General features: G+C 71.6%; 20 protein-coding genes. 12 read left to right on the forward strand and 8 right to left on the reverse strand.

Annotated features, from left to right (window positions below):
• Positions 1-84: 84 nt before the first annotated feature.
• Positions 85-1176 carry a cell division protein ZapE gene (gene zapE, locus ACIBKX_RS37895; RefSeq protein ID WP_363272238.1) on the reverse strand — a complete coding sequence of 364 codons (1092 nt, stop codon included), beginning with the start codon at positions 1174-1176 and terminating at the stop codon, positions 85-87.
• A gap of 36 nt (positions 1177-1212) precedes the next feature.
• Here zapE and ACIBKX_RS37900 point away from each other — a divergent pair, with 36 nt between their 5' ends.
• The 6 genes from ACIBKX_RS37900 to ACIBKX_RS37925 all read left to right on the forward strand — a co-directional run bounded on the left by ACIBKX_RS37900 (position 1213) and on the right by ACIBKX_RS37925 (position 5462).
• Positions 1213-1977, forward strand: coding sequence for a pyrimidine reductase family protein (locus ACIBKX_RS37900; RefSeq protein WP_363272237.1), 765 nt, complete (start codon positions 1213-1215; stop codon positions 1975-1977).
• 145 nt (positions 1978-2122) lie between these two features.
• Positions 2123-2596, forward strand: coding sequence for an indole-3-glycerol phosphate synthase (locus ACIBKX_RS37905; protein WP_363272236.1), 474 nt, complete (start codon positions 2123-2125; stop codon positions 2594-2596).
• A 133-nt stretch (positions 2597-2729) separates the two neighbouring features.
• Positions 2730-4124 carry a UDP-N-acetylmuramate--L-alanine ligase gene (gene murC, locus ACIBKX_RS37910; RefSeq protein WP_363272235.1) on the forward strand — a complete coding sequence of 465 codons (1395 nt, stop codon included), beginning with the start codon at positions 2730-2732 and terminating at the stop codon, positions 4122-4124.
• 22 nt (positions 4125-4146) lie between these two features.
• On the forward strand, positions 4147-4554 hold the full coding sequence (msrB, locus tag ACIBKX_RS37915; protein WP_363272234.1) for a peptide-methionine (R)-S-oxide reductase MsrB: 408 nt from the start codon (positions 4147-4149) through the stop codon (positions 4552-4554).
• Positions 4555-4653: 99 nt separating this feature from the next.
• A complete protein-coding gene (locus tag ACIBKX_RS37920) occupies positions 4654-4980 on the forward strand; it encodes a plasmid mobilization protein (RefSeq protein ID WP_363272233.1) in 327 nt (108 codons plus the stop codon).
• Entirely contained in the window at positions 4977-5462 is a 486-nt protein-coding gene (locus ACIBKX_RS37925) for a hypothetical protein (RefSeq protein ID WP_363272232.1), read from the forward strand. Before ACIBKX_RS37920 ends, ACIBKX_RS37925 begins: the two co-directional genes overlap by 4 nt.
• Here the strand turns inward: ACIBKX_RS37925 and ACIBKX_RS37930 are convergent.
• Together ACIBKX_RS37930 and ACIBKX_RS37935 are read right to left on the reverse strand one after the other, a co-directional pair.
• Entirely contained in the window at positions 5414-5677 is a 264-nt protein-coding gene (locus ACIBKX_RS37930) for a hypothetical protein (RefSeq protein ID WP_363272231.1), read from the reverse strand. The genes ACIBKX_RS37925 and ACIBKX_RS37930 overlap by 49 nt on opposite strands.
• 181 nt (positions 5678-5858) lie before the next feature.
• On the reverse strand, positions 5859-7196 hold the full coding sequence (locus ACIBKX_RS37935) for a M28 family peptidase (RefSeq protein WP_363272230.1): 1338 nt from the start codon (positions 7194-7196) through the stop codon (positions 5859-5861).
• 285 nt (positions 7197-7481) lie between these two features.
• On the opposite strand from ACIBKX_RS37935, the gene ACIBKX_RS37940 reads away from it, so the two are divergent.
• From ACIBKX_RS37940 to ACIBKX_RS37955, 4 genes are read left to right on the forward strand one after another with little or no spacing between them, the layout of a single operon-like run.
• Positions 7482-7868 carry a CU044_2847 family protein gene (locus ACIBKX_RS37940; RefSeq protein ID WP_363272229.1) on the forward strand — a complete coding sequence of 129 codons (387 nt, stop codon included), beginning with the start codon at positions 7482-7484 and terminating at the stop codon, positions 7866-7868.
• 4 nt (positions 7869-7872) lie between these two features.
• Positions 7873-10029 carry a trypsin-like peptidase domain-containing protein gene (locus tag ACIBKX_RS37945; protein ID WP_363272228.1) on the forward strand — a complete coding sequence of 719 codons (2157 nt, stop codon included), beginning with the start codon at positions 7873-7875 and terminating at the stop codon, positions 10027-10029.
• Between the two features lie 22 nt (positions 10030-10051).
• Positions 10052-11002: a MoxR family ATPase gene (locus ACIBKX_RS37950; RefSeq protein ID WP_363272227.1), complete on the forward strand. Its 951-nt coding sequence runs from the start codon at positions 10052-10054 to the stop codon at positions 11000-11002.
• Positions 11003-11004: 2 nt separating this feature from the next.
• Positions 11005-14370, forward strand: coding sequence for an SAV_2336 N-terminal domain-related protein (locus ACIBKX_RS37955; protein ID WP_363272226.1), 3366 nt, complete (start codon positions 11005-11007; stop codon positions 14368-14370).
• Between the two features lies 1 nt (position 14371).
• Here the strand turns inward: ACIBKX_RS37955 and ACIBKX_RS37960 are convergent, their stop codons facing one another.
• Positions 14372-14863 carry a hypothetical protein gene (locus ACIBKX_RS37960; RefSeq protein WP_363272225.1) on the reverse strand — a complete coding sequence of 164 codons (492 nt, stop codon included), beginning with the start codon at positions 14861-14863 and terminating at the stop codon, positions 14372-14374.
• Between the two features lie 85 nt (positions 14864-14948).
• The gene (locus tag ACIBKX_RS37965; RefSeq protein WP_363272224.1) at positions 14949-15359 is read right to left on the reverse strand and encodes an organic hydroperoxide resistance protein; all 411 of its coding nucleotides are present in this window, start codon (positions 15357-15359) and stop codon (positions 14949-14951) included.
• Between the two features lie 111 nt (positions 15360-15470).
• On the opposite strand from ACIBKX_RS37965, the gene ACIBKX_RS37970 reads away from it, so the two are divergent.
• Together ACIBKX_RS37970 and ACIBKX_RS37975 are read left to right on the forward strand one after the other, a co-directional pair.
• Positions 15471-15953, forward strand: coding sequence for a MarR family transcriptional regulator (locus tag ACIBKX_RS37970; RefSeq protein ID WP_363272223.1), 483 nt, complete (start codon positions 15471-15473; stop codon positions 15951-15953).
• Positions 15954-16289: 336 nt separating this feature from the next.
• The gene (locus ACIBKX_RS37975; RefSeq protein WP_363272222.1) at positions 16290-19949 is read left to right on the forward strand and encodes a hypothetical protein; all 3660 of its coding nucleotides are present in this window, start codon (positions 16290-16292) and stop codon (positions 19947-19949) included.
• An 88-nt stretch (positions 19950-20037) separates the two neighbouring features.
• On the opposite strand, the gene ACIBKX_RS37980 is transcribed toward ACIBKX_RS37975, so the two are convergent.
• The 3 genes from ACIBKX_RS37980 to ACIBKX_RS37990 all read right to left on the reverse strand — a co-directional run bounded on the left by ACIBKX_RS37980 (position 20038) and on the right by ACIBKX_RS37990 (position 22602).
• Complete coding sequence (locus ACIBKX_RS37980; RefSeq protein WP_363272221.1) at positions 20038-20586, reverse strand: hypothetical protein; 549 nt, start codon at positions 20584-20586, stop codon at positions 20038-20040.
• A 184-nt stretch (positions 20587-20770) separates the two neighbouring features.
• The gene (locus tag ACIBKX_RS37985) at positions 20771-21781 is read right to left on the reverse strand and encodes an ABC transporter substrate-binding protein (protein WP_363272220.1); all 1011 of its coding nucleotides are present in this window, start codon (positions 21779-21781) and stop codon (positions 20771-20773) included.
• A 47-nt stretch (positions 21782-21828) separates the two neighbouring features.
• A complete protein-coding gene (locus ACIBKX_RS37990; protein ID WP_363272219.1) occupies positions 21829-22602 on the reverse strand; it encodes an ABC transporter ATP-binding protein in 774 nt (257 codons plus the stop codon).
• Positions 22603-22611: the final 9 nt, after the last annotated feature.

Consider the following 22611-nt stretch of genomic DNA (forward strand, 5'->3'; position numbering starts at 1 on the left):
CTATGAGTCCCGGTGAGTCTTGGCGGCTCCAGCAGCCGCATCGGGTCCCTGCCGTTTTACGAGGCCCTACCGCTCCACGAGGCCCTACCGCTCCACGAGTCCCTTCGCGTCACGCGCGAGCGCCGTGAGCCGGGAGATGGCCCGGAAGTACTTCTTCTTGTACCCGCCGTTCAGCATGTCCTCGCCGAACAGCCGGTCGAAGGGGACGCCGGACGCCAGTACGGGCACCTCCCTGTCGTACAGCCGGTCGGCGAGCACCACAAGGCGCAGCGCGGTCGACTGGTCGGGTACGGGCGTCACATCGGTCAGGCAGACGGCCTTGAGCCCGTCGGTCAGCGCCCCGTAACGGCTCGGGTGGACGCGGGCCAGATGGTCGAGCAGCTGCGGGAAGTCGTCCAGGCTCGCCCCGTCGGTCGCGTACGCCGCCTTGGTGACCTGCTCCTCGGAGTACGGGGCCGGTGCCTCGGGAAGACCCCGGTGGCGGTAGTCCTCGCCGTCGATGCGCAGCGCCTTGAAGTGGGCGGACAGGCCCTGGATCTCGCGCAGGAAGTCGGCGGCGGCGAACCGGCCCTCGCCGAGTTTGCCCGGCAGCGTGTTCGAGGTGGCGGCCAGCGCCACGCCCTCCTCGACGAGCCGGGCGAGCAGCGAGGAGACCAGGACCGTGTCGCCCGGGTCGTCGAGCTCGAACTCGTCGATGCAGAGCAGCCGGTGCCCGCTGAGCGTGCGCACGGTCTGCTGGAAGCCCAGCGCGCCCACCAGGTTCGTCAGCTCGACGAACGTACCGAACGCCTTCTGCTCGGGCGCCGCGGGCGTCGCGTGCCAGAGGGAGGCGAGGAGGTGGGTCTTGCCGACGCCGTAGCCGCCGTCCAGGTAGACGCCGCGCGGGCCGGTGGGGGCCGGGGCCTTCTTCTGGAACCAGCGCTTCTTGCCCGCTCCGGAGGCATGCGCCCCGCCGAGCCCTCCCGCGAAGCCGCTGAGGACCGTCACGGCCTCGGTCTGGCTCGGCTGGTTCGGGTCCGGGATGTACGTATCGAAGCGGACGGAGTCGAAGCGCGGCGGCGGCACCATCTCGGCGACCAGACGGTCGGCGGGGACATGGGGCTCGCGGGCGCACAGCGACTGCGGGGCCGCTTCGGCTATGGGGCTCTGCCCGGGGGCGGCGGTGGAGGACGACACGGTTCCTAACCTTAAGGGCCGTGTAAGACTGCTGACATGCGACGCCTGTTCCCTGTGACCGACCAGACAGACGAAACAGCAGTACGAGAGTGGGGACTGGGGGAGCTGGCCGACGCCTATGCGTACCCCTCCGGGGAGGGCGCCTGGCTGCGCGCCAACATGGTGTCCACGCTCGACGGGGCCGCCCAGCACGACGGCCGGTCACAGCCCATCTCCAGCGCCACGGACATGCGGGTCTTCGGCACCCTGCGGGGGATCGCCGACGCGGTGGTCGTCGGCGCGGAAACGGTCCGCCAGGAGGGCTACCGGCCGGCGCGCGCACGTGAGGCCTTCGCCGAGCGCAGGGCGGCGGCCGGGCAGGCGGTGGCGCCCGCGATCGCGGTCGTCAGTGCGAGCCTCGACCTGGATTTCACCCTTCCGCTTTTTGTCTCGCCGCTGGTTCCCACGCTCGTGGTGACGGGCGCCGCGGCCCCCGTCGAGCGGGTCGCCGCGGCCGAGAAGGCGGGCGCCGTCGTGGTGATCGCGGGGGAGGGGGCGGGCGTGGACCCGCAGCGGGTCGTGGCGGCCCTCGCCGAGCGCGGTCTGACCAGGCTGCTCACCGAGGGCGGGCCCAGGCTGCTCGGGCAGTTCGTGGCCGCGGGGGCGCTCGACGAGCTCTGTCTGACGGTGTCGCCGATGCTCGCCGCGGGGGACGCGCAGCGGATCGCCGGAGGGCCGTCGATGGCGGTGCCGGAACGTTTCGAGCTGGCATCACTGCTGGAGGAGGCCGGGTTCCTCTTCACCCGATACCGTCGAACCTGACAATCAGCGGAATATGCCGTTCCGTTTCGCTTCCGTTGGGCACACTAAAAGTCGCAGACCCCGTGCGGCCACGGGGCAGGATGGTTTCCGCAGGGGCCTGTCGAGACAGACTCTCGGCAGCCCACGGATGAGAAGGGCGCCTGTCGTGTTCACAAGCGTACTGATGATCGAGAAGGCCCTGACCTCCGCCGACGTGGAGTTCGTCACCACCTTGCACGGCGAGGAGACGGTCACCTTCCGGGTGCTTCTCCAGCCCCGCGGCGATCAGGCGGACCGCTTGCTGCGGGCCATCGACGACGTGGCGCTCGGGGAGCTCGACGAAGCGGCGAAGGAACGGGACGTACCCGAGGGGCAGGATGCGACGGCCCCGGCCCAGAAGGCGCTCGAGGTCTCGCTGACGGCGCTGCGCGCCGCCGGCTGCGAGGCGACGGGGCAGCTCATCGAGGACCACCCGCTCGACGCGCTCAAGGAGCTGGTCGACAGCGCGGACGCCGACGAGGTCATCGTCCTGACCGACCCGCACTACGTGGAGGAGTTCTTCCACCGGGACTGGGCCTCGCGGGCGCGGCACAAGGTCGGCGTACCGGTCCTGAAGCTGTTCTCGCACGCGGTGGACTGACGCAGGGCCCGCCGAGGGGGGCAGGGCAGGGCGGGCGAGTGTGCCCACTGTCGGTCCGAGGCAATAGTCTGGGCCCTGCTCATCGCCGTAACTCTTGAACTCTTGAGCTCTGGACCCTTGGGGAGACACACGTATGGCACCCGGCCTGCCCACCGCCATGGACCGACCGCACTTCATCGGCATCGGCGGCGCCGGTATGTCGGGCATCGCCAAGATCCTCGCCCAGCGCGGCGCCAAGGTGGCGGGCAGTGACGCACGCGAGTCCGCCACGGCCGAGGCCCTGCGCACCCTGGGTGCCACGGTCCACATCGGCCACGACGCGGCGCACCTCGCCTCCGACGCCAGCTGTGTCGTCGTCTCCTCCGCGATCCGCGCCGACAACCCGGAGCTGGCCCGCGCCACGGAGCTCGGCATCCCGGTCGTCCACCGCTCGGACGCGCTGGCCTCCCTCATGGAGGGCCTGCGCCCCATCGCGGTGGCCGGCACGCACGGCAAGACCACCACGACCTCGATGCTCGCGGTCACCCTGACCACCCTCGGCCTCGACCCGTCGTACGCGATCGGCGGCGACCTGGACGCGCCGGGTTCGAACGCGCTGCACGGCGCGGGCGAGATCTTCGTGGCCGAGGCGGACGAAAGCGACCGCAGCTTCCACAAGTACGCGCCCGAGGTCGCCATCGTCCTGAACGTGGAGCTCGACCACCACGCGAACTACGCGTCGATGGACGAGATCTACGAATCCTTCGAGACCTTCGCGGGCAAGATCGTCCCCGGCGGCACGCTGGTGATCGCCGCCGACCAGCCCGGCGCCGTGGAGCTGACCAAGCGCGTCCGCGACCTGGGTGAGCTGAAGGTCGTCACGTACGGCGAGTCCGAGGGCGCCGACCTGCGCATCCACAAGGTCACGGCGCGCGGTCTGACCAGCGAGGTCACGGTCGTCCTGGGCGGCAAGTTCCTGACCTTCACGGTCTCGGTCCCCGGCCGGCACTACGCGCACAACGCGGTGGCCGCGCTGGCGGCGGGCATCGCCCTCGGCATCCCCGCCCACAACCTGGCGTCCGCCCTCGGCTCGTACACCGGGGTCAAGCGCCGCCTCCAGCTCAAGGGCGAGGCGGCGGGCGTCCAGGTCATCGACTCGTACGCGCACCACCCCACGGAGATGACGGCGGACCTGGAGGCCATGCGCGCCTCGGCGGGCGAATCGCGCCTCCTGGTGCTCTTCCAGCCGCACCTCTTCTCCCGCACCCAGGAGCTGGGCAAGGAGATGGGCCAGGCCCTGGCCCTCGCCGACGCCTCCGTGGTCCTCGACATCTACCCGGCCCGCGAGGACCCGATCCCCGGCATCACCAGCGACCTGATCATCGACGCGGCCCGCGCGGCGGGCGCCGACGTGAGCGCCGCGCACGACAAGACGGACGCCGTGCGGGCGATCGCGGGAATGACGCGGCCCGGCGACCTGGTTCTCACCATGGGCGCGGGCGACGTCACGGACCTCGGCCCGCAGATCTTGGCCCAGCTGTCGAAGTAAGCCGAAGTAAGGGGATCCACCCATGTCGTACGACGTCGAGAAGCCGGACGAGCAGTGGCGCGCGGAGCTGACCCCTTCGGAGTACGCGGTCCTGCGCCAGGCCGGCACCGAACCGGCCTTCGTGGGTGAGTACACCGACACCAAGACGAAGGGCGTCTACTCCTGCCGTGCCTGCGGCGCGGAGCTGTTCACGTCGGCGGAGAAGTTCGAGTCGCACTGCGGCTGGCCGAGCTTCTTCGACCCCAAGGACACGGAGGCGGTCGAGCTCCTCCAGGACACCTCTCACGGCATGGTGCGCACCGAGGTGCGGTGCGCGCGGTGCGGCTCGCACCTCGGACATGTGTTCGAGGGCGAGGGTTACAACACGCCCACCGACCAGCGGTACTGCATCAACTCGATCTCCATGCGGCTGACGCCGGACGAGGCGTAAGCCGGCGAACTGAGCCGACGGTGCAGCGGGGGCGGCCGGCGGCGCACGGGCGTCAGGGCACCGCTTGAAGCCGGGTAATACGCGTCATACGCTGGGTGCATGGCGAAGACGCGGATCAGCATCAGCCTGGATCAGGCACAGGCCGAGCGCATCAGGCAGCACGCGGAGCGGGCCGGCATGGACGTGTCGGCGTATCTGGTTCATGCCGCCACACGGCAGATGGCCGAGAGCGATGCCATAGAGGAGCAATTCGCCGGGGTGGACGCATTGATCGCCCAGGCGGAACTGGCGGCCGGCGAGATGCCCGACGAGGCTGTCGGTTCACCGGCGGGGCTCACGGAGCAGGAGCGGCGCGAGGTCGAGGAGGCCCTTGGCCTTGTGCACGGCCAGGGCCGGCAGGGGCGTCACCCGGGGCACGCCGCGTGAGCGGACGCGTGCCCGTCTACGACACCGGCATGCTGATCGCGCTCACTGACCGCAAGGCCAAGGCGGTAGCCCTGCATGACGGCCTGCGTGCCGCGCGGCATCGGGCGTTGGTGCTCGGCCCGGTCCTGGCTCAGGTCTGGCGGCCCCACCCAGCACTGGTGCACGCACTGTCCGGGGTGCTCAAGGACTGCACGGTGCCGCAGGCCCGTTCTGCCGCGCCTCCGATGCGGGAGACCAAGGCCGGACGTCCGGAGTGCCTGGCCTGTGCGACAGGTCCGGACCTGGCCGACTGGCGCCGCATCGCCACCGCGCTCGGGCAGGCGGCCCTGCCCGCCAAGAAGCGCCCGGACGCGGTGGACGCCTGGGTGGCGCTGACCGCCGCACGCCACGGCAGTGCGGTGATCTTCACCAGCGATCCGGACGACATCCGCGCCTACCTCGCGGTGCTGGCCCCGTCGGACGTGCACGTGGTCGCGATCTGAACGGCACACTTCATGGGGCTCAGCGGCGCGAGGCCGGCGGCGGCGTTCGCGTCGGGCCCCGACAGATCGGCGGGCAGCGGGCCGGCGCGCTCCCATTCGGGCAGCGGCCGCGTCCCGTACGCGGCCCCGTACCAGGACACCTCGCGCACCCCCGAGTCCAGCGCGAGCCAGTGCTCGGGGTCGGCGACGGCCAGCACGGTCCGCAGCGGCGCCACCCGCGAGCAGCACCGCTGCCGCTTCCCCAGCCGTGATCTCCCTCATCGGGCGATGGCAGGGCGCGGGCTGTGCGCGGGTCGCGCGAATATGCCGTGCGGACCGGCCGGCCGTCTCCGGGGCGGGTCAGGCGGTCCCTGGTGCGGACGGGTTCAGAAACTCAGCCGCCGACTGCCTGCCCGGTCAGAACGTCAGCTTCCAGCTGTTGATGTAGCCGGTGTCCTGCGCCGCCACGTCCTGCACGCGCAGCTTCCACGCGCCGTTCGCCGTCTCGCTCGACGCGTCCACCGTGTACGTCGCGATGACGTCGTCCGCCGAGTCGCTGCTGCTGGAGTTCTTCAGGCGGTACGCCGTGCCGTCCGGGGCCAGCAGGTCGACGACCAGGTCGCCGCGCCAGGTGTGGCGGATGTCGACGGCGGCCTTGAGGGTGGCGGGGGCGTTGCCGGTGCGGCCCGTCACGTTCACCGTGGAGGTCACGGCCGCGCCGTTGTCCGGGACGGCCACGTCGGCCGTGTTCTCGTACGTGTCGCCGGGCGGGACCGGGGTCTGTGTGCCGAGGGTCCAGACGGCGTGCGCGATGGCGTCGCTGTTGCGGTCCAGGGCCGTGTCGTTGATGTTCGACGTCGTGTCGCAGGACGAGTGGTAGCAGCGGTCGAAGGCCTGACCCGCCGTGCCGCCCCACTTCTGCGCCTGGGCGCTGGTCTTGGTGCGGCTGGCGCCGGTGAAGAGGCCGCCCACCGGGATGCCGACGTTCTTGAAGCTGGCGTGATCGGAGCGGCCGTCGCCCTCGGTCTCGATCTCCGTGGGGACGTTCAGCCCGGCGTAGTAGTCCTTGAACGTCTTCTCGATGACCGGGTCGTCGTCGTACACGAAGTAGCCGGGGTTCGGGGAGCCGATCATGTCGAAGTTCAGGTAGCCGCCGATCTTCGAACGCTCCGTGGCGGGAAGGTTGTTGACGTAGTACTTCGAGCCGATCAGGCCCAGTTCCTCGGCGCCCCACCAGGCGAACCGCAGATGCTTCGTGGGCTTCAGCTGTGCGCGTGAGACGGCGAGCGCGGTCTCCAGGACGCCCGCGGAGCCGGAGCCGTTGTCGTTGATGCCGGGCCCCGAGGTGACGCTGTCGAGATGGGCGCCCGCCATCAGCACGTCGTTCGCGTCGCCGCCCGGCCAGTCGGCGATGAGGTTGTAGCCGGTGGCGCCGCTGGACGTGAACTGCTGGACGGTGGTGGTGAATCCGGCCGCGTCGAGCTTGGCCTTCGCGTAGTCGATGGAGGCCTTGTAGCCGGGCCGTCCGTGCGCGCGGTTGCCGCCGTTGGCGGTGGCGATGGACTGGAACTGGGAGAGGTGCGCCTTGACGTTGGCGAGCGGGATGTCGGGTGCCGCGAGCGTCGAAGGGGGAGCGGCGGGTGCGGCGAGGGCCGCGGGCGCGGCGGTGGCGAGCAGCCCGGCCGCGGTCAGCGTGGCGACGCCCGCGGTGGTCCGTCTGAGCAGGCGGGGCAGCGGGCGTATGGAGAGTTTCATGTGGGGCTCCGAATTCCGAACGATGAGGGGGACGGAACGTACGAGACGCCCTGCGAAGCGGGTTCCGCAGGGCGCTGGAGCTGTACGGGAGTGCATGGGACTGCATCCGGACGCATGGACGTGCGAAGTGCGTTGCCTGATGCTCGGGGTGCGGGGGGTCGGCGTCAAGGGAGGAAACCGGTCAGAATCCGGGGAGTTGGGTCCGGATACCGGACATCGTTCCGAGCTGATTCCGCTTGTGCCGAACGCGGTACGCCACCGGCAATGATCGGCACAATATGAAAGGTGCCGAACTTCAACGAGCTTGAGTTAGCCGACGGTACCGCCATCCGCTTCGAGGTGTTCCCCGTGCAGGGGCAACCGCCCCTGGGGGATCCGGAGTCCGACGGTGATCTGCCCGACGGGATGGGGCACAGCGTGCCCGTGGCGCGGGGTGGGGACGTCGTCGCCGCGTTCGCCGTCGACGCCCTGCGCACCGCCCTGCGCCCCCTCGGTCCGCTGCTGCGTGAGGTGCACGACGCGGTCATGGACTCCGAACGGCCGCCGGAGGAAGCCAATGTGACCTTCGGGGTCCAGGTCGGGCAGGATCTCAGGCTCGGCATCGTCGGCGGCAGCGGGCAGGCCCACCTCACCGTCTCGGCGACGTGGCAGCGGTCCCCGCAAGCGGGCTGATCGGATGGGCTGGTTCCGGACCGAGGCCCGGTCCCCCTCGGCCGACCCGCGGCACTGCGTCGTCTCCGTGCTGCGCGCACGCGACGTCAGGACGGCGGGTGCCGGGGTGCTGCTCGGTCCCGGCCGGCTGCTGACCTGTGCCCATGTGGTGAACGACGCCCTGGGGCGCAATCTGTTCGACGTACGGCACCCCGGACGCGAGACGGTGCTCGTGACCCTGCGCGGCCCCGCCGCATCCGTCAACTACGAGACCAGGGTGGCCCATTGGATCCCGCCGCGCCGCCGTGACGGCGCGGCCACGGTGCGCGAGAAGGAGGACCACGAGTGGCTCGGCGACCTCGCAGTGCTACGGCTCGACGCGGTGCCCCACGAGACGGTGCCCGCGCCGATGTGGCAGCCCATGGCGCCGGGGCAGTCGCTGCGGGCCTGGCACGGCGGCGGGATGAGCAGTTCCTTCGCCGACGTACGGGTGAAGACCTGTGACGAGTCCATCGGGTACGTCGACGGGGAGCCCACCGGCATGGCCATCGGTCCGGCCTTCAGCGGCGGACCGCTCTGGTCCGTCACCGACAACGCCGCCGTCGGCCTGGTCGTCGCGCACATCATGCCGCCCGCCGATCCCCGCACCGGAGCCGCGCGGCCGTTCAGCTCCCAGCACGTCTCGCGCCGCAGCTGGGGCATCCCCTGGCAGCGCATCGAGGCCGAGCTGCGCGCCGCAGGCGCCCACGAGCTGCTCGACACCGCCGAGGCCGACCCGGACGATCCCGCGCTGCCGATGCTCGTCGAACTCCTGGAGGGCATCATGCCCTCACCCGTGCTGCGCGGCGACCATGCCAGGGCCGTCGCGCGGCGGTGCGGATACGGCCAGCCGGGCGGCGAATCGGCCCCCACACCCGAGGAGTTCGCGCAACTCCTCGTCACCGACCCGCGCGCGCTCGCCGCGCTCACCGAAGTGCTCTACCGGCCGGAGCCCGCCGCCGTCCGCCCGCTGCTGAACGCGGGACAGTTCTCCCTGGTGCCCCGGCTGCTCTCGCCCGACGAGTACAGAAAGCTCCACCAGACGCTGAAGAAGCTCCCCGCCACGACCCTGGCCCGGCTGCCGGAGGCGGTGCGCGCCGCGCTGCCGCTCGCCGCCGCCTTCCCCGGAGAGGACTCGCCCGACGCCTGCATCGACCATCTGGAGCGGCTGCAGGGCGACAGCCGCACCGGCGAGGACGGACTGCGCGTACCGGCACTGCTGCGGGTCATGGAGTATCTGGCGGCGCTCTGCCCGCCCGCCCCGTCCGCACGGCTGCGGCTCTGGTCCGACGGGGTCGCCAAACGGCTCGGCATCCCGCGCTCCGCCCTCGCCGAACGGCGCGCCGACGCCGTGGACTGGGTCAGGGCGCAGCGCGAACAGGTCGCGCCACTAAGGGTGTTGGTGCAGGTCAGCCGCAGCGGCGAGGACCGGTACCGGCTGCGCGTCTGGTGCGACGAGGGCGCCGGGCCGCGCCAGGTGTCGACGGACGGCGAGATCACGTTCAGCGCGGCGGGGGCCGCGCGGGAGCTGCTGCGGGTCCTGGAGACACTGCACCAGGCGTCGCCGAGCGACCGCAGACCGCTCGTGGAGGCCCTGGTCGACCGGGCGGGCCTGAATCTGCCGATAGACGAGTGGGAGAGCTTCGGGCCCGACGACCTGGTGCCGGGCGTGCTCGGCGCGGAGTATCCGCTGGTCGTCAACTGTCCGGAACTGCTGCGCCGCAACGAACGTTTCCTTCCTGACTGGCGTCGCCGGTGGCGCCAGCTCGACACGGGCATCTCCCTGCTCTTCGCCGACGAGGCGCTCGGCCTGCGCGAGATCTACGGCACGCTGATGGACCGCGTGGACGCCGTGCGGGTGGCCGTGGACGTACCGCCGCGGCTGCGCGACGAGGTCGTGCAGGTGTGTCTCGCCGTCGGGGTGCCGGTCGTGGTGTGGGACCGGGGCCTGGGGCGCGAGTCGCACGCCGTGCAGCGGATGAGCGGTGTGACGACCCGTGAGCTTCCGGAGGGCGTGCGGTCCTACCGTGCCAAGACCGTGCACCAGCCCCGCGCCTTCCCCGGCCGCCCGGTCCTCGCCTGGGCCGACCCGGACCGCACGGTTCCGCAACTGCATCTGTCCGAACCCCGGGAGGGCGTATGAGCCGCGAACCCCAGGAGGGCGTATGAGCACCGCTTCGAACGGCAGTTGGCGGATCTTCCGCGGCGACGGCCTCGCCCGCCCCGTCACCATGCCGCCCGCCCCGCCCTGGCGCCGCTTCTCCCCGCCGGACGGCGCCGCGCCGCCGCTGCCCTATCTGATCGCCCAAGAGCACGCCGACGTCGTCAACGCGGCCCTGCACCTGCGCAGGCCGCTCCTGGTGACCGGGCCCGCGGGCACCGGCAAGTCCTCGCTCGCGCGGGCCGTCGCCCATGAACTGAGCCTCGGCACACTGCTGCGCTGGCCGGTCAACAGCCGCTCCAGCGTGCAGGACGCCCTCTATCAGTACGACGCCATCGGCCGCCTGCGGGAGACCACCCTCAGCCGGGACCGCGGCGACAGCGAGCCCTCCATCGGCAACTTCATCCGGCTCGGCCCGCTCGGCACCGCCCTCGCCCCCGCGGACACCCCGCGGGCGCTGCTCGTCGACGAGATGGACAAGGGTGACGTCGACCTGCCCAACGACCTGTTGACCGTCTTCGAGGAGGGCGTCTTCGAGATACCCGAACTGGCCCGGCTGCCCGAGGAGTCGGGATACGTCGACGTGCTGACCGCCGACCACCACGGCTCGGTCGTCGTGGAGCAGGGCCGGGTGCAGTGCGTCGAGTTCCCCGTCGTCGTCATCACCAGCAACGGCGAACGGGATTTCCCGCCCGCCTTCCTGCGCCGCTGCATCCGTCTCGACCTGCCGGTGCCCGACGAGGAGCGGCTGCGGGCCATCGTCTCCGCGCACCTCGGGGACGGCGCCCTCCTTGAGGTCGACGACCTGCTGCAGGCGTTCCTGCGCCGCCGCGCCCCCGGCGAACTCGCCACCGACCAGCTGCTCAACGCGGTGTTCCTGCGCGCCGGGGGAGTGGACCTGGACGCCGAGGGCCTCCTCGACGCCGTGCTCCACCAGCTGACGGGAACCCTCTGACCGTGGACCGCCGGGACGACAGCCTGGCCACCGCCCTGCGGGTCCTCAAGGCGGCGGGGCGCGACCTCGACGCGCACGAGGTCCTGGACGTGCTGTGGCTGGCCGAGCGCCTGGCGTCCGGCGGTCCCGAAGAGCTGCCCCTGGCACGGGCGGCCCGCCGGGCCCAGCGCGCCCGGGGCCCGTCCCCCGCCGTCGAGTACCCGGCGCCCGCCGAGGACGACGGCGAACCGCCCGAGCCCGCCGCGCCCGACGCCGACCTGCCCGACCTCACCCCGCCGGAGCTGCACGCCGCGTCCCTGCCGCCGCTGCTCCCCGACCGCCCGGCACCCCTGCCCGACGACGAGCAGCCCGCCCTGCCGCTGCGTGTCCCCGAGGACAAGGCCCTGCGCCAGGAGCTGCTCATCGGACGCGCCCTGCGCCCGCTGAAGCGGAAGCGGCCCAGCAGATGGCGGCAGGAACTGGACGAGGCGGCCACCGCCGCGGCACTCGCCGAGACGCGGCTGCCCGATGTGGTGATGCGCCCGGCGCGCGAACGCTGGCTGCACCTGGCGCTCGTCGTCGACGGCGGTCTGTCCATGCTGCTCTGGCACCGCCTCGCCGCCGATCTGCGCACGGCGCTGCAACGCCTCGCCGCCTTCCGCTCCATCCGCGTCCTCGGCCTCGACACCCGCACGTCAGGGGCCCCGGTGCTGCACGGCAGGCCCTTCGAGACCGGCGCCTCCACCATGTCCCCTTCCGTGCTGCTCGACCCGACCGGGCAGACGCTGGTGCTCGTCGTCAGCGACGGACTCGGCGGCGCCTGGCGGCGCGGCGCCATGCACGACGTACTCCTCGACTGGGCGACCAGCGGCCCGGTGGCCGTCCTGCACACCCTGCCGCCGGGTCTGTGGGACGGCTCCGGGATCCAGGCCGACCGCTGGCTCGCCACCACCCGCAGGCCGGGCGGGGCCAACACGTCGTGGGAGATCAGCGACCGCGTCCTGCCCGCGGGCGTCGCCGACTTCACCGGCGTACCCATCCCCGTCCTCGAACCGGCCGCGGAGTCCCTGCGGGACTGGTCGCTGCTGCTGACCTCGCCCGGCACCACCGTCGAACTGCCGCTCCTGGCCCGTCCCCAGCGGCACGCGCCGATCGCTCCGGGGCGCGAGGTCCGCGGCATCCAGCACTTCAGGGACGCGGCATCCCCGGAGGCGTACCGACTGGCCGCGCATCTGGCCGCCGTCTCGCCGCTCTCCGTGCCTGTCATGCGGCTCGTGCAGTCCGCCGTCCCCTGGCGGGCCCCGGTCGCCCAGCTGGCGGAGGTCTTCCTCGGCGGCCTCATGGAGCCCTACCCGGCCCCCGTGCCGGGACCGCTGCCCGCCAAGCACCGCATCTTCGACTTCAGCGAGGAGACCAAGACCGCCCTCCTCGACGCCGTGCCCAGCTCCGAACTGCTGCGCACCGGCCGGGCGATCGGCCGCCGCCTGGAACAACTGGCGGGCCGCTCACCGGACTTCCCCGTCTGGCTCACCCACCCGGACGGCGCGGACACCGTGCCCGCCGCCTTCCACGCGTTCACCGCCGTCGAGCGCAGGCTGCTCGCCCGGTTCGGTGTGGCGACACAGCCGCGTGTCCCCGCCTTCGACATGCCGGACCGGGCCCGCGCCCAGCCCTGGTCGCCGCTCACCCCGCAGGACCCCACGCGCCTCGGCCGCTACCGGCTGCAGGGCCGCCGCGCGGGCACCCGCAGCCTCGTCTACCTGGGCCGGGACGAGGCAGGGCGCGAGGCCGCGCTGCGGGTGGTCCGCCCCGATCTGCCCGTGGCCACCGAGCAGTTGCTGGCCGCCGAGGCCGAGGCGCTGCGCCGGATGGACGGGCGGTACGCCCCCGAACTCATCGCCACGGATCTCGCCGGCCGCCCTCCGTGGCTCGCCATGCGGCTGCTCTCGGTGTCCGGCAACCGGGATCTGCAGCCGCCGCGGCTCAGTGAGCTCCTGGTGTACGAAACCCCGGACGGCACCGCCACGTTCGACATCCTCACCAGCCTGCTGCTCGCCTGGCATCTGGCGAGCGCGCTGAGCATCTGCCATCTCAACGGCCTTGTCCCCGCCGGGATTTCTCCCGACTCGGTGATGGTCCTCGAACGGTCGGTGGTCTTCGTCGGCCTGTCGGACTGCGTCGTGGACGGCGAGTTCTCCGGCACGGGCGTCGCGCCGACGCGGGAGGACAACATCAGGTCGCTCGGCGAACTGCTGCGGCTGGTCAGCAGCAAGCGGCAGGCCTCGGTGCCCGGCCTGCCGGACGGCATGCATCTGTGGCAGGGCTCCACCTGGCAGTCCCTGCGCGCCCTGGTCAAGGCCTGCCTGGACCCGGATCCGGCGCGGCGGCCCACCGCGGGTGCCGTCGCCGACAAGCTGGCCCGGTACGTCGCGATCGCCCAGGCCATGCACGGCGACGGGAGGTCCACCGGGGTGACGCCGGCCGCCAAGGGCGGGGCGCCCGCGCGCCCGCCCCTGCTGGCCCGGCCCAAGGCGGCAGAGGCCCCGGCCGTCCCCCGGATCGGCCGCCGCAGTCTCCGCCTCGATCTGGGTCTCGGCGGCGCCCGCGCCATGCAGGAACGCCGGATCGCCCTGGTCAGGCGCCCGCTGACGTATCACAGGCGGATCACCGTGGTCGGCGCCCACCCGAGCTGCGGCCGGTCCACCACGACGTTCATGCTGGGCTCGCTGTTCGCGGCGGTGCGCGACGAGCCGGTCCTCGCGATGGACGGCGCACCGGTCAGCGGTGACCTGCACGACTATCTGGTCCGGCCGAACGCCGCGACACCGCGCGACCTCACCAGGCTCCCGGCGGACGCCTCGCACGCCGCCATCCGCGAGCTGACCAGCCGCGCCATCACGGGCCTCGAGATCCTCGCGCACCGCGCCAGCTACGCCACCCGCAGCCCGGCCTACGCGGAGGAGTACGGGCGCATCCTCACGATGACGGCACGGCACTACGCCGTGGTGCTGACCGACTGGGCGGCCCCGTACCGTGATCCCGCCCTCGACGTGGCCCTTGACACGACCGACCGGCTGATCGTGTGCTGCACGACCTCCGTCTTCTCCGTGGGGGAGGCCACGAGGCTCCTCGCCGGCCTTCGCGCGCGCGGCCGCGAGGACCTGGTGCGGAACGCGGTGGTGGTCGTGTCCCTGCTCGGCGGCATCGACAAGTCGCTCCAGGACGCGGAGATCAAGGAGCGGTTCGCCGCGAACTGCGCCGGCACGGTCTTCGTCCCCTTCGACCTGCACCTCTCCGAACACCGGGCGAAGGAGCTCGGCCGGCTCAGGGCGCGCACGGCGCAGGCCCTGCTGGACCTGGCGGCGCGCGTCGTCGACGACCCGGAGTGACTCAGTCGGCCGTGTCCGCCGTGTCCGCCGTGTCCGCCGCGTCCGCCGCCTCGGGCCGCAGCAGCGGATGCCGGACGCCGGGGAAGACCCGCGCCCGCACCACCGGCTCCCCGGACGCACCCTGGACCGTCGTCTCGGCGATGCCCCAGGGGCGGCCGGGCAGTACGACGGTCAGGGTGTACGAGGATGCGCAGCCCATGCAGTCGTAGCGGTCCGCCCAGGTCTCGACCTCCGTGCGGCTGCCGGGGGAGCGGGAGACATGACGGTGGCGGGCGTGGCAGCGGTCGCACTTCTCGCCGGGCTCGCAGGTGCCGCCGCAGGGGCACGGCACGTCCAGGGTCTCCGCGGGCCGCCAGCGCTGCGTGCGGACGGCCTCGCGGGTGGCGCCCATGTCCTTCATCGACTTCAGGTTGCGCGCCGCCACGTTGTACGACTCGCCGGTCGCCGTCATCCGGTCCCGGATCACGTCCTTGCGGCCGCGGTTCGTCGTCATGCTCTCGGTCCTCCTGGGGTTCACGCAGCCCACCAGGAGGCCCATGAGATCGGTCCCCCTACGGTACCTGCCGCGAGGCGGCCGACTACTCGACGACCAGCTCGACCTCGATGTTGCCGCGGGTCGCCTTCGAGTACGGGCAGTACGCGTGCGTCGCCTCGACCAGCTGCCGTCCCGTCTCGCCCTCCAGCGCCTCCGGCAGCTCCACGCGCATCACGACCGCGAGCCCGAAGCCCGTGTCGTCCTTGCCGATGGAGACCTCGGCGGTCACCGAGACGTCCTTGGTGTCGACCTTCATCTCACGGCCGACCGCGCCCATCGCACTGGCGAAGCACGCCGCGTACCCGGCGGCGAAGAGCTGCTCCGGGTTGGTGCCCTTGCCGTTGCCGCCGAGGGCCGGGGGCATGGCGAGGGGGAGGTCGAGCTGGCCGTCGGTGCTGACGGCGCGGCCCTCGCGGCCGTTGGCGGTGGCGACGGCGGTGTAGATCGCGTTCATGGGGGTCCTCTTCCTCTGGCTCTCCGCTGGCTGCGGTTCGTCCGCGCCATAAGAGTTGCACGCAATTTAGTTGTACACAACTCAATGATGTGCGGCAGGTACCCTGGACCCATGACACCGCCGCCCGCCACCGACCCCCGGCTGCTGCCCGACATCCCGGACGCCGAGCTGCTCCGCCTCGACCACCAGGTCTGCTTCTCGCTGCACGCGGCGTCGCGCGCCTTCGGCGGCGTCTACCGCGACGCCCTCAAGGACCTCGGCCTCACCTACCCGCAGTACCTGGTGATGATGGTCCTGTGGGAGCGCGGCCCCCAGCCCGTCAAGGCGATCGGCGAACGCCTCCGCCTCGACTCCGGCACGCTCTCGCCGCTCCTCAAGCGCCTGGAGACCGCCGGTCTCGTCCGGCGCGAGCGCAGCGCCGAGGACGAGCGCTCGGTGACCGTGCGGGTGACGGACGCCGGGACGGAGCTGCGCGAGCGGGCCCTGCCCGTGCCGCGCCGGATCCTCGCCTCGACCGGCCTGGGCATAGACGAGATCCTCGCCCTCCAGGGACTGCTCGGCCGCCTCACGGGGGCGCTGGACGAGGCCCACTAGGCGTGGCCGGACGGCCGGCGGCGGGGCTCGATCAACGTGCGCGGGGGTGCGGCGGTCAGCCGCGCTGTCGCAAGGCCGGTGCCGGTGCCTGTGCCCTCCCCCCTTGGCCTTCTCGGGGCACAGGCACCACACCGCCGCTCGGGAGCGGCGGTTCCGGCCTTGCCCAAGTGATTCAAGTGGGCACCTGGTTTTCTCGCAGCCCGTGTTTGTGCTGGTAGACAAAGGAATGGGTGGCCTGGGCCGGAGGCCGGGTTGGCGTGCGGACGCCTTGTTGCCGCTGTGACGGCTGTGTTGAGGTGAGGGCCAGGGCGTCGACGGGGAAGGGCTGGGACTGCGGTGGGGCGCCGGGAGAAGCCGATCGATCCGGTGGCGGGGCCGGTGCAGCAACTCGCCTTCGAGTTGCGCAAGCTGCGCCGTGAGGCGGGCAGTCCGACCTACCAGGTGATGGCGAAAGAGGCGGAGTACTCGATTGCCGCACTGGCGCGCGCGGCCGCGGGAGAGACGCTGCCGTCGCTGCCCCTGACGCTCGCCTACGTGAAGGCGTGCGGCGGTGGCCCGGCGGAGTGGGAACGGCGCTGGCACGCGGCGCGTGATGAAGAGAGCGCCCAGCCCAGGGACGTCGACGAGGAGTCGGCGGATCCGCCCTACCAGGGCCTGGCCCGTTTCGAAGCCGGACATCGTGCGCGGTTCTTCGGTCGCACCCGGCTCACGGACGACCTCGCCGGCCTGGCCGAGGCGCGTCGCTGCGTGATCGTGATCGGCCCGTCGGGCAGCGGCAAATCGTCCCTGTTGCGCGCCGGGTTCATTCCCCGACTGCAGAATCCCGAGGATCCCGTGCCGAGGCCGGCGGCGATCCGGATCCTCACACCCGGTCCCAGTCCGGCGCATGCTCACCGGAGACTGTTCACCCCGGCCGGGGGAGAGGGCGACACGTGGCTGGTGGTGGACCAGTTCGAGGAGATATTCACCCTCTGTCAGGACCCGGCCGAGCGCAGCGAGTTCATCGGCCTGCTGCTCTCTGCCCGGAACCCGGACAGTCGGCTACGGGTCGTCATCGGCGTGCGCGCGGACTTCTACGCCCGGTGCCTTGAGCACGAGGGTCTGGCCGCGCTCCTGGGGGAGGCGAGTCTGCCCGTCGGCCCGATGACGGCGGACGAACTGCGTGAGGTGATCGTCAAGCCCGCGGCTGCCGAAGGGCTGATCGTGGAGCGGACGCTGACTGCCCGTCTCATCGACGAGATCAGCGGGGAGCCGGGCGGGTTGCCGCTGCTGTCGCACACACTCCTTGAGACCTGGCGACGGCGGCGCGGCCGCACCCTGACCCTGGAAGGCTACGAAAGCACCGGCGGCATCCATGGCGCCATCGCCCAGAGCGCCGAAGACCTCTACACCCAACTCACCCCGCGCCAGGGCGAGACGGCCCGTCGTATCCTGCTGCGTCTGATCACCCCGGGCCAGGGCACCGCGGACACCCGCCGCCCCGTCGAGCGGGCCGAGCTCGCGACCGCCGACTGTGACCCGGACACTGTGCTGCAGCGCCTGGCGCGGGCCCGCCTGGTCACCCTGGACGACGACACCGTCGACCTCGCCCACGAATCGCTGATCACCGCATGGCCCCGACTGCACGGGTGGATCGAGGACAACCGTGAGCGTCTGCGCCGCCACCGGCGCCTGACCGACGCAGCCCACAACTGGCAGGCCCGCGACCGCGACAGCGGAGCGCTGCTGCGCGGCACCGAACTCACCGAGGCCCAAGACGCCTTCCGTACCCCCGAACAGCAAGATGAACTCACGGAGATGGAAGGGGACTTCCTGCACCAGTCCGTCCGCGCCGAGCAACGCCGCTCCCACCGGGCGCGCTCGTTCACCGCGGCTCTCGCCACGCTGCTCGTCCTTGCTCTCATCGCCGCGGGGGTCGCCTACCAGCAGCGCAACGCTGCCGAGCAGCAGCGCGGCCAGGCCGTCACCGCCGGGCAGCAGGCCCTGTCCCGCCAACTCGCCGCCCAGTCCGGCACGCTCATGGAGACCAATCCCGACCTCGGCTCCCTCCTGGCCGTGCAGGCCTACCGCACCAGTCCCACCACTGAAGCCAGGATCAGCCTCTACAAGGCAGCCGATGAACCCCTTCGCCACCGCCTCGCCGCGGCCAAGGCGGACGCGGTCGCGGTGGCGTTCAGCCCGGACGGGCGCACCCTGGCAACGGGGAGCCGCGGTGGCACGGTGCGGCTGTGGGACGCCGGCACCGGAAGACTCCGCCACACCGTCACCGGGCATCGCGGCGCGGTGTCCTCACTCGCCGTGGGCCCGGATGGTCACACTCTCCTCATCGGCGGGGCCCAGGGCACGGTATGGCGGGGAGACACGCGCACCGGCCGGGTCAGCAAGGCCTTCACCCAGGACGCCGAGCTGGAGAAAGGCGCGCCGACGGTGCTCAGCCCGGATGGGAAGACGGTGGCGAGGGGCGACAGAAGGGGCCTGATGCGGCTGTGGGACATCCGGACCGGCCGTGAGCGTGCCACACTCGCCGGTCACAAAGTTGCGGTGGCGGGGTTCAGCCCGGACGGCCGAACGCTGGCCACCAGCGACTTCGACGACAGGGTACGGCTGTGGGACGCGGCAACCGGCAAGGTGCGCACGACGCTCCCCGACCGCCAGGAGGAAGTGACAGCGCTCGCCTTCAGCCGGGACGGCGAAACCCTGGCCACCGGCAGCGGCGCCGGCACCGCTCGGCTGTGGGACGCCGGCACCGGACGCGCCCGCAGCACGCTCGAGGACCGCTACGACGGCGAAGTCCTCACACTGGCCTTCAGTCCGGACGGCCGCACCCTGGCTGCCGGCGGATGGGCTCCACTGCGGTTGTGGGACACCGGTACCGGCCGCTCCCGTACCGACCTCGCGGGCCACGACGGTTCGGTGAACTCGCTGGTGTTCGGCCCGGACAGCCGCACCCTGGCCACCAGCGGCAGCGATGGCACGGTACGGCTGTGGGACGTAGGCACGGGCCGTACGCTGACGGGCCATAAAGGTCCGGTGCACTCGGTGGTGTTCGGCCCGGACAGCCGCACCCTGGCCACCAGCAGCTACGACGGCTCCATACGCCTGTGGGACATCCGGACGGGCCGCGCGCGCACCACCTTCACCGGCTACAAGGGAATCGCGGCCCCGTCCGTGGCGTTCACAGCTGACGGCCGCTCCCTGGTGGTCGCGGACAGCGACGACGGCCGGGTGCGCGTGCACGACCTCCGGACCGGCCGCAGCCGCACCACCCTGACCGATCCGGAGCGAAACTTCTCCGAACCGACGGCGCTCGGTCCGGACGGCACAACCCTGGTCACCGGCGGCGATTCCGCCGGATCGGTGCGGCTGCGCGACGTCCGGACCGGCCGCACACGCACCACCCTCACCGGCCGCCACACGTTGGCGAATACGGCCGTTTTCACTCCGGACGGCCACACCCTGGCCGTCGGCTACGACGCGGGCAGGACGATGCGGCTGTGGGACATCCGCACCGGCCGTGGCCGCGACTTCTCCGGCCGCGGCGGCTGGCTGCCACTGGCCTTCAGCCGGGACGGCCGCACCCTGGCCACGAGAGGCAGCAACGGCACGGTGCGACTGCGCGACGCGACGACCGGACGCGTCCGCGCCGTGATGACCGGCAGCGAAGACGTGACCGCGGGCTCGGCCGCCTTCAGCCCGGACGGCCGCACCCTGGCCATGGAACAGGGCGACGGCACCATGCGGCTGTGGGACACCGTCACCGGCCGCACGCGTGCCACTCTCACCGGCCGCACGACGGCAGCGCCGGTGTTCAGCCCCGACGGACACGTTCTGGCCGGCACCGCCGGAAAGACGGTGCGGCTCTGGGACGTACGCCTGCCCGGTCCGTCTGCCGCCCAGCACAAGATCTGCCGCGCCGTCGCCCGCAACCTCACAGCAGAAGAACGCACGGCCTACCTCCCGGACTCGCCCCCGGGACCCGTGTGCCCGTCCGGGTAGAAGGGGCAGGCCTCCTGGAGTCGACAACGCGATGCCGTCACGCCCGCCGGCGCCCACTGTCACCAAGAGGCCCACCCCGTTCAGCCGCTTAGCTCCTCTCGGCCACGGTCATACTGGTGGCCTTTCGCACATTGCCCTTGTAGGCGGCGAGGACGAAGCTGATCATGACGTCTTCCTTGATCAGCCTTGAGAAGTTGCAGCGGGTCCAGCCGGCGCGCTTGCCCTTGTAGTTCCTGCAGTTGTAGACGTTCGTGTCATTCCCCGAGGGCATGGCGATCGTCCTGAGGTTCATCCCGTCGGACCGCCTGTCCTTGATCCAGAACCTGTCCCCCTTCGGCTGGAAGCACGCCTTGCCGTAGGTCGGGGATCCGCCGCGCCCGTAGACATAGACGCAGGGCCACCGCCTGGACGGCGTGCCCTGGATGTTCTTGGCATTCTTGACGTGCCAGCGCTGCTGGATCTTGACGTCTCCGGACTTCTGTCCCTTGGCGGGGGCAGTGGCGGCCGCGGAGTCGGCGACCTGGAGGTGAGTTCCGGGGCTTGCCGCAGGGGCATCGCCGGCCGAGGCCGGGACCACTGCTCCGAGTAGGAGCGCGCTCGCAGCGCCGCTCGCCGCGAGCAACCGTGCTGTACGCATGAGGCTGTCCTTTCCCGTGAGGGATCGTGTTGCCGCTGTCGCGGCACCGGCCGAAGCCGCCGCTGCCGCAACGGCGGACGGTGGCGACTTCGGCTCTGCCTCAGGCATTTCAGTGGCCGGGAGGTTGTCTCACAGCCCCCTTCCGTTCCCGGGGACAAAGCCCGGCACCAGCCCCCGGGGCTGCTCAGCGCCTGTCGAGCTCGCGCAGGTACTTTCCGAACTTCTCCAGGCCGTCGATGTTGCGCGGCCCGCTGATGCCCTCGTTGTAGTCGAGGACGAAGAAGTTGTTCTTCTTCACGGCGGGCAGTTCCTTGGTGTGCGGGGACTTCTTCAGGAAGTCGATCTTCTTCTTGGCGGGCATGTCGCCGTAGTCGAAGATGATGACGACCTCGGGCTCCGCCTTGGTGACCGCCTCCCAGTTCACCTGGGTCCACCGCTCGTCGAGGCCGTCGAAGACGTTCCGGCCGCCGGCGCTCTTGATGATGTCGTTCGGCGGGACCTGGCTGCCCGCCGTGAACGGCTGGTCCGTCCCGGAGTCGTAGAGGAAGACCGGGACCTTCTCGCCCTTGGGGGCCTTGGCCTCCACGGCCGCCACCCGCTTCTTCAGGCCGGACACCACGTCGTCCGCCTTCTTCTCGACCTTGAAGATTTTGCCGAGGCGCTCCAGGTCCGAGTACAGCGCCTTGAAGGGGGTCACCTTCTGCGGGAACTTCGGGTAGTTGAAGCAGCTCTCCGTGTGCATGAAGCTCTGGATGCCGAGCTTGTCCAGGATGGCGGGCGTGATGCCGCGCTGGTCGCTGAAGCCGGAGTTCCAGCCCGCCACGACGAAGTCGGACTTGGCCTCCACGACGAGTTCCTTGTTCAGGAGGTCGTCGCTGAGCATCTTCACCTTGGCGTACTCGGACGCCCAAGGGGACTCGCTCACCGGGGGGTTGGCCGGCGGCATGACATAGCCGTGGACGTGCTTGGTCAGACCGAGGCTGAACAGCTTGTCCGCGCTGCCGCCCTCGTATGCGACCGCGCGCTTCGGGGTCGTGTACGTCACCGGCTCACCGCAGCGGTCGACGGTGACCTTCTTGTCCGCCCCCGCCGCATCGGAGTCCGGGTCGACCTCGGCTCCGCAGCCGCCGAGCAGCACGGCGGCCGCGAGGGCGGAGCCGAGTGCGGCGGTCTGCTTCCGGGTGTTTCTGCGCATGGGTGTGGTGCCTTTCGAGGGTGAAGTGGGGGTGTGGTCAGGGGAGTTCAGGGGGTGGGTGTGAGGGCGTACAGGAGTTGCGGGTCGCCCGTGAGGGGGTGGCTGACGACCGTCGCCCGCACTCCGAAGACCTTGTCGACGAGTTCCGTGGTGAGTACGTCCTGCGGCGTGCCCGAAGCGACCAACTCGCCGCCGGACAGCACCCCGATGCGGTCGCAGGCGGCCGCCGCCAGGTTCAGGTCGTGCAGCACGACGAGGACGGTGAGGCCCGAGCCGCGCAGCAGGGAGAGCAGCTCGATCTGGTGGTGCACGTCGAGGTGGTTGGTCGGTTCGTCGAGCACCAGGATTCGCGGTTCCTGTACCAACGCCCGGGCGAGGAGCACCCGTTGGCGTTCACCGCCCGACAGGGTCAGTACGCCGCGCCGGGCGAGGCGTGTCAGGTCGAGACGGTCCATGGTCCGCGCGCACAGCTCGCGTTCCCGGCCGCTGAGCGCCTGGTTGCCGCGCAGATGGGGCGCGCGGCCCAGGGCCACGACCTCCTCCACCGTGAAGTCCAGGTCCACCGCGCCGTCCTGGGCCATGGCGGCGACGATCCGCGCGCTGTGCCGCAGGGGCAGCCGGGACAGGTCGTCGTCGCCGACGCGGACCACGCCGGCGCTCGGACGCAGCGCGCGGTAGACGCACTTGAGGGCGGTGGACTTGCCGCTGCCGTTCGGGCCGACGAGGCCCACGACGCGGCCGCTGCCGACGTCGAGGGAAAGCTCCCGGACGAGCCGCTTGCCGTCGACCATGACGGACAGACCGTCGAGTACGAGATCCATGTCAGCGGC

This window comes from Streptomyces sp. NPDC050658, from assembly GCF_044457025.1.
Classification (GTDB): Bacteria; Actinomycetota; Actinomycetes; order Streptomycetales; family Streptomycetaceae; genus Streptomyces.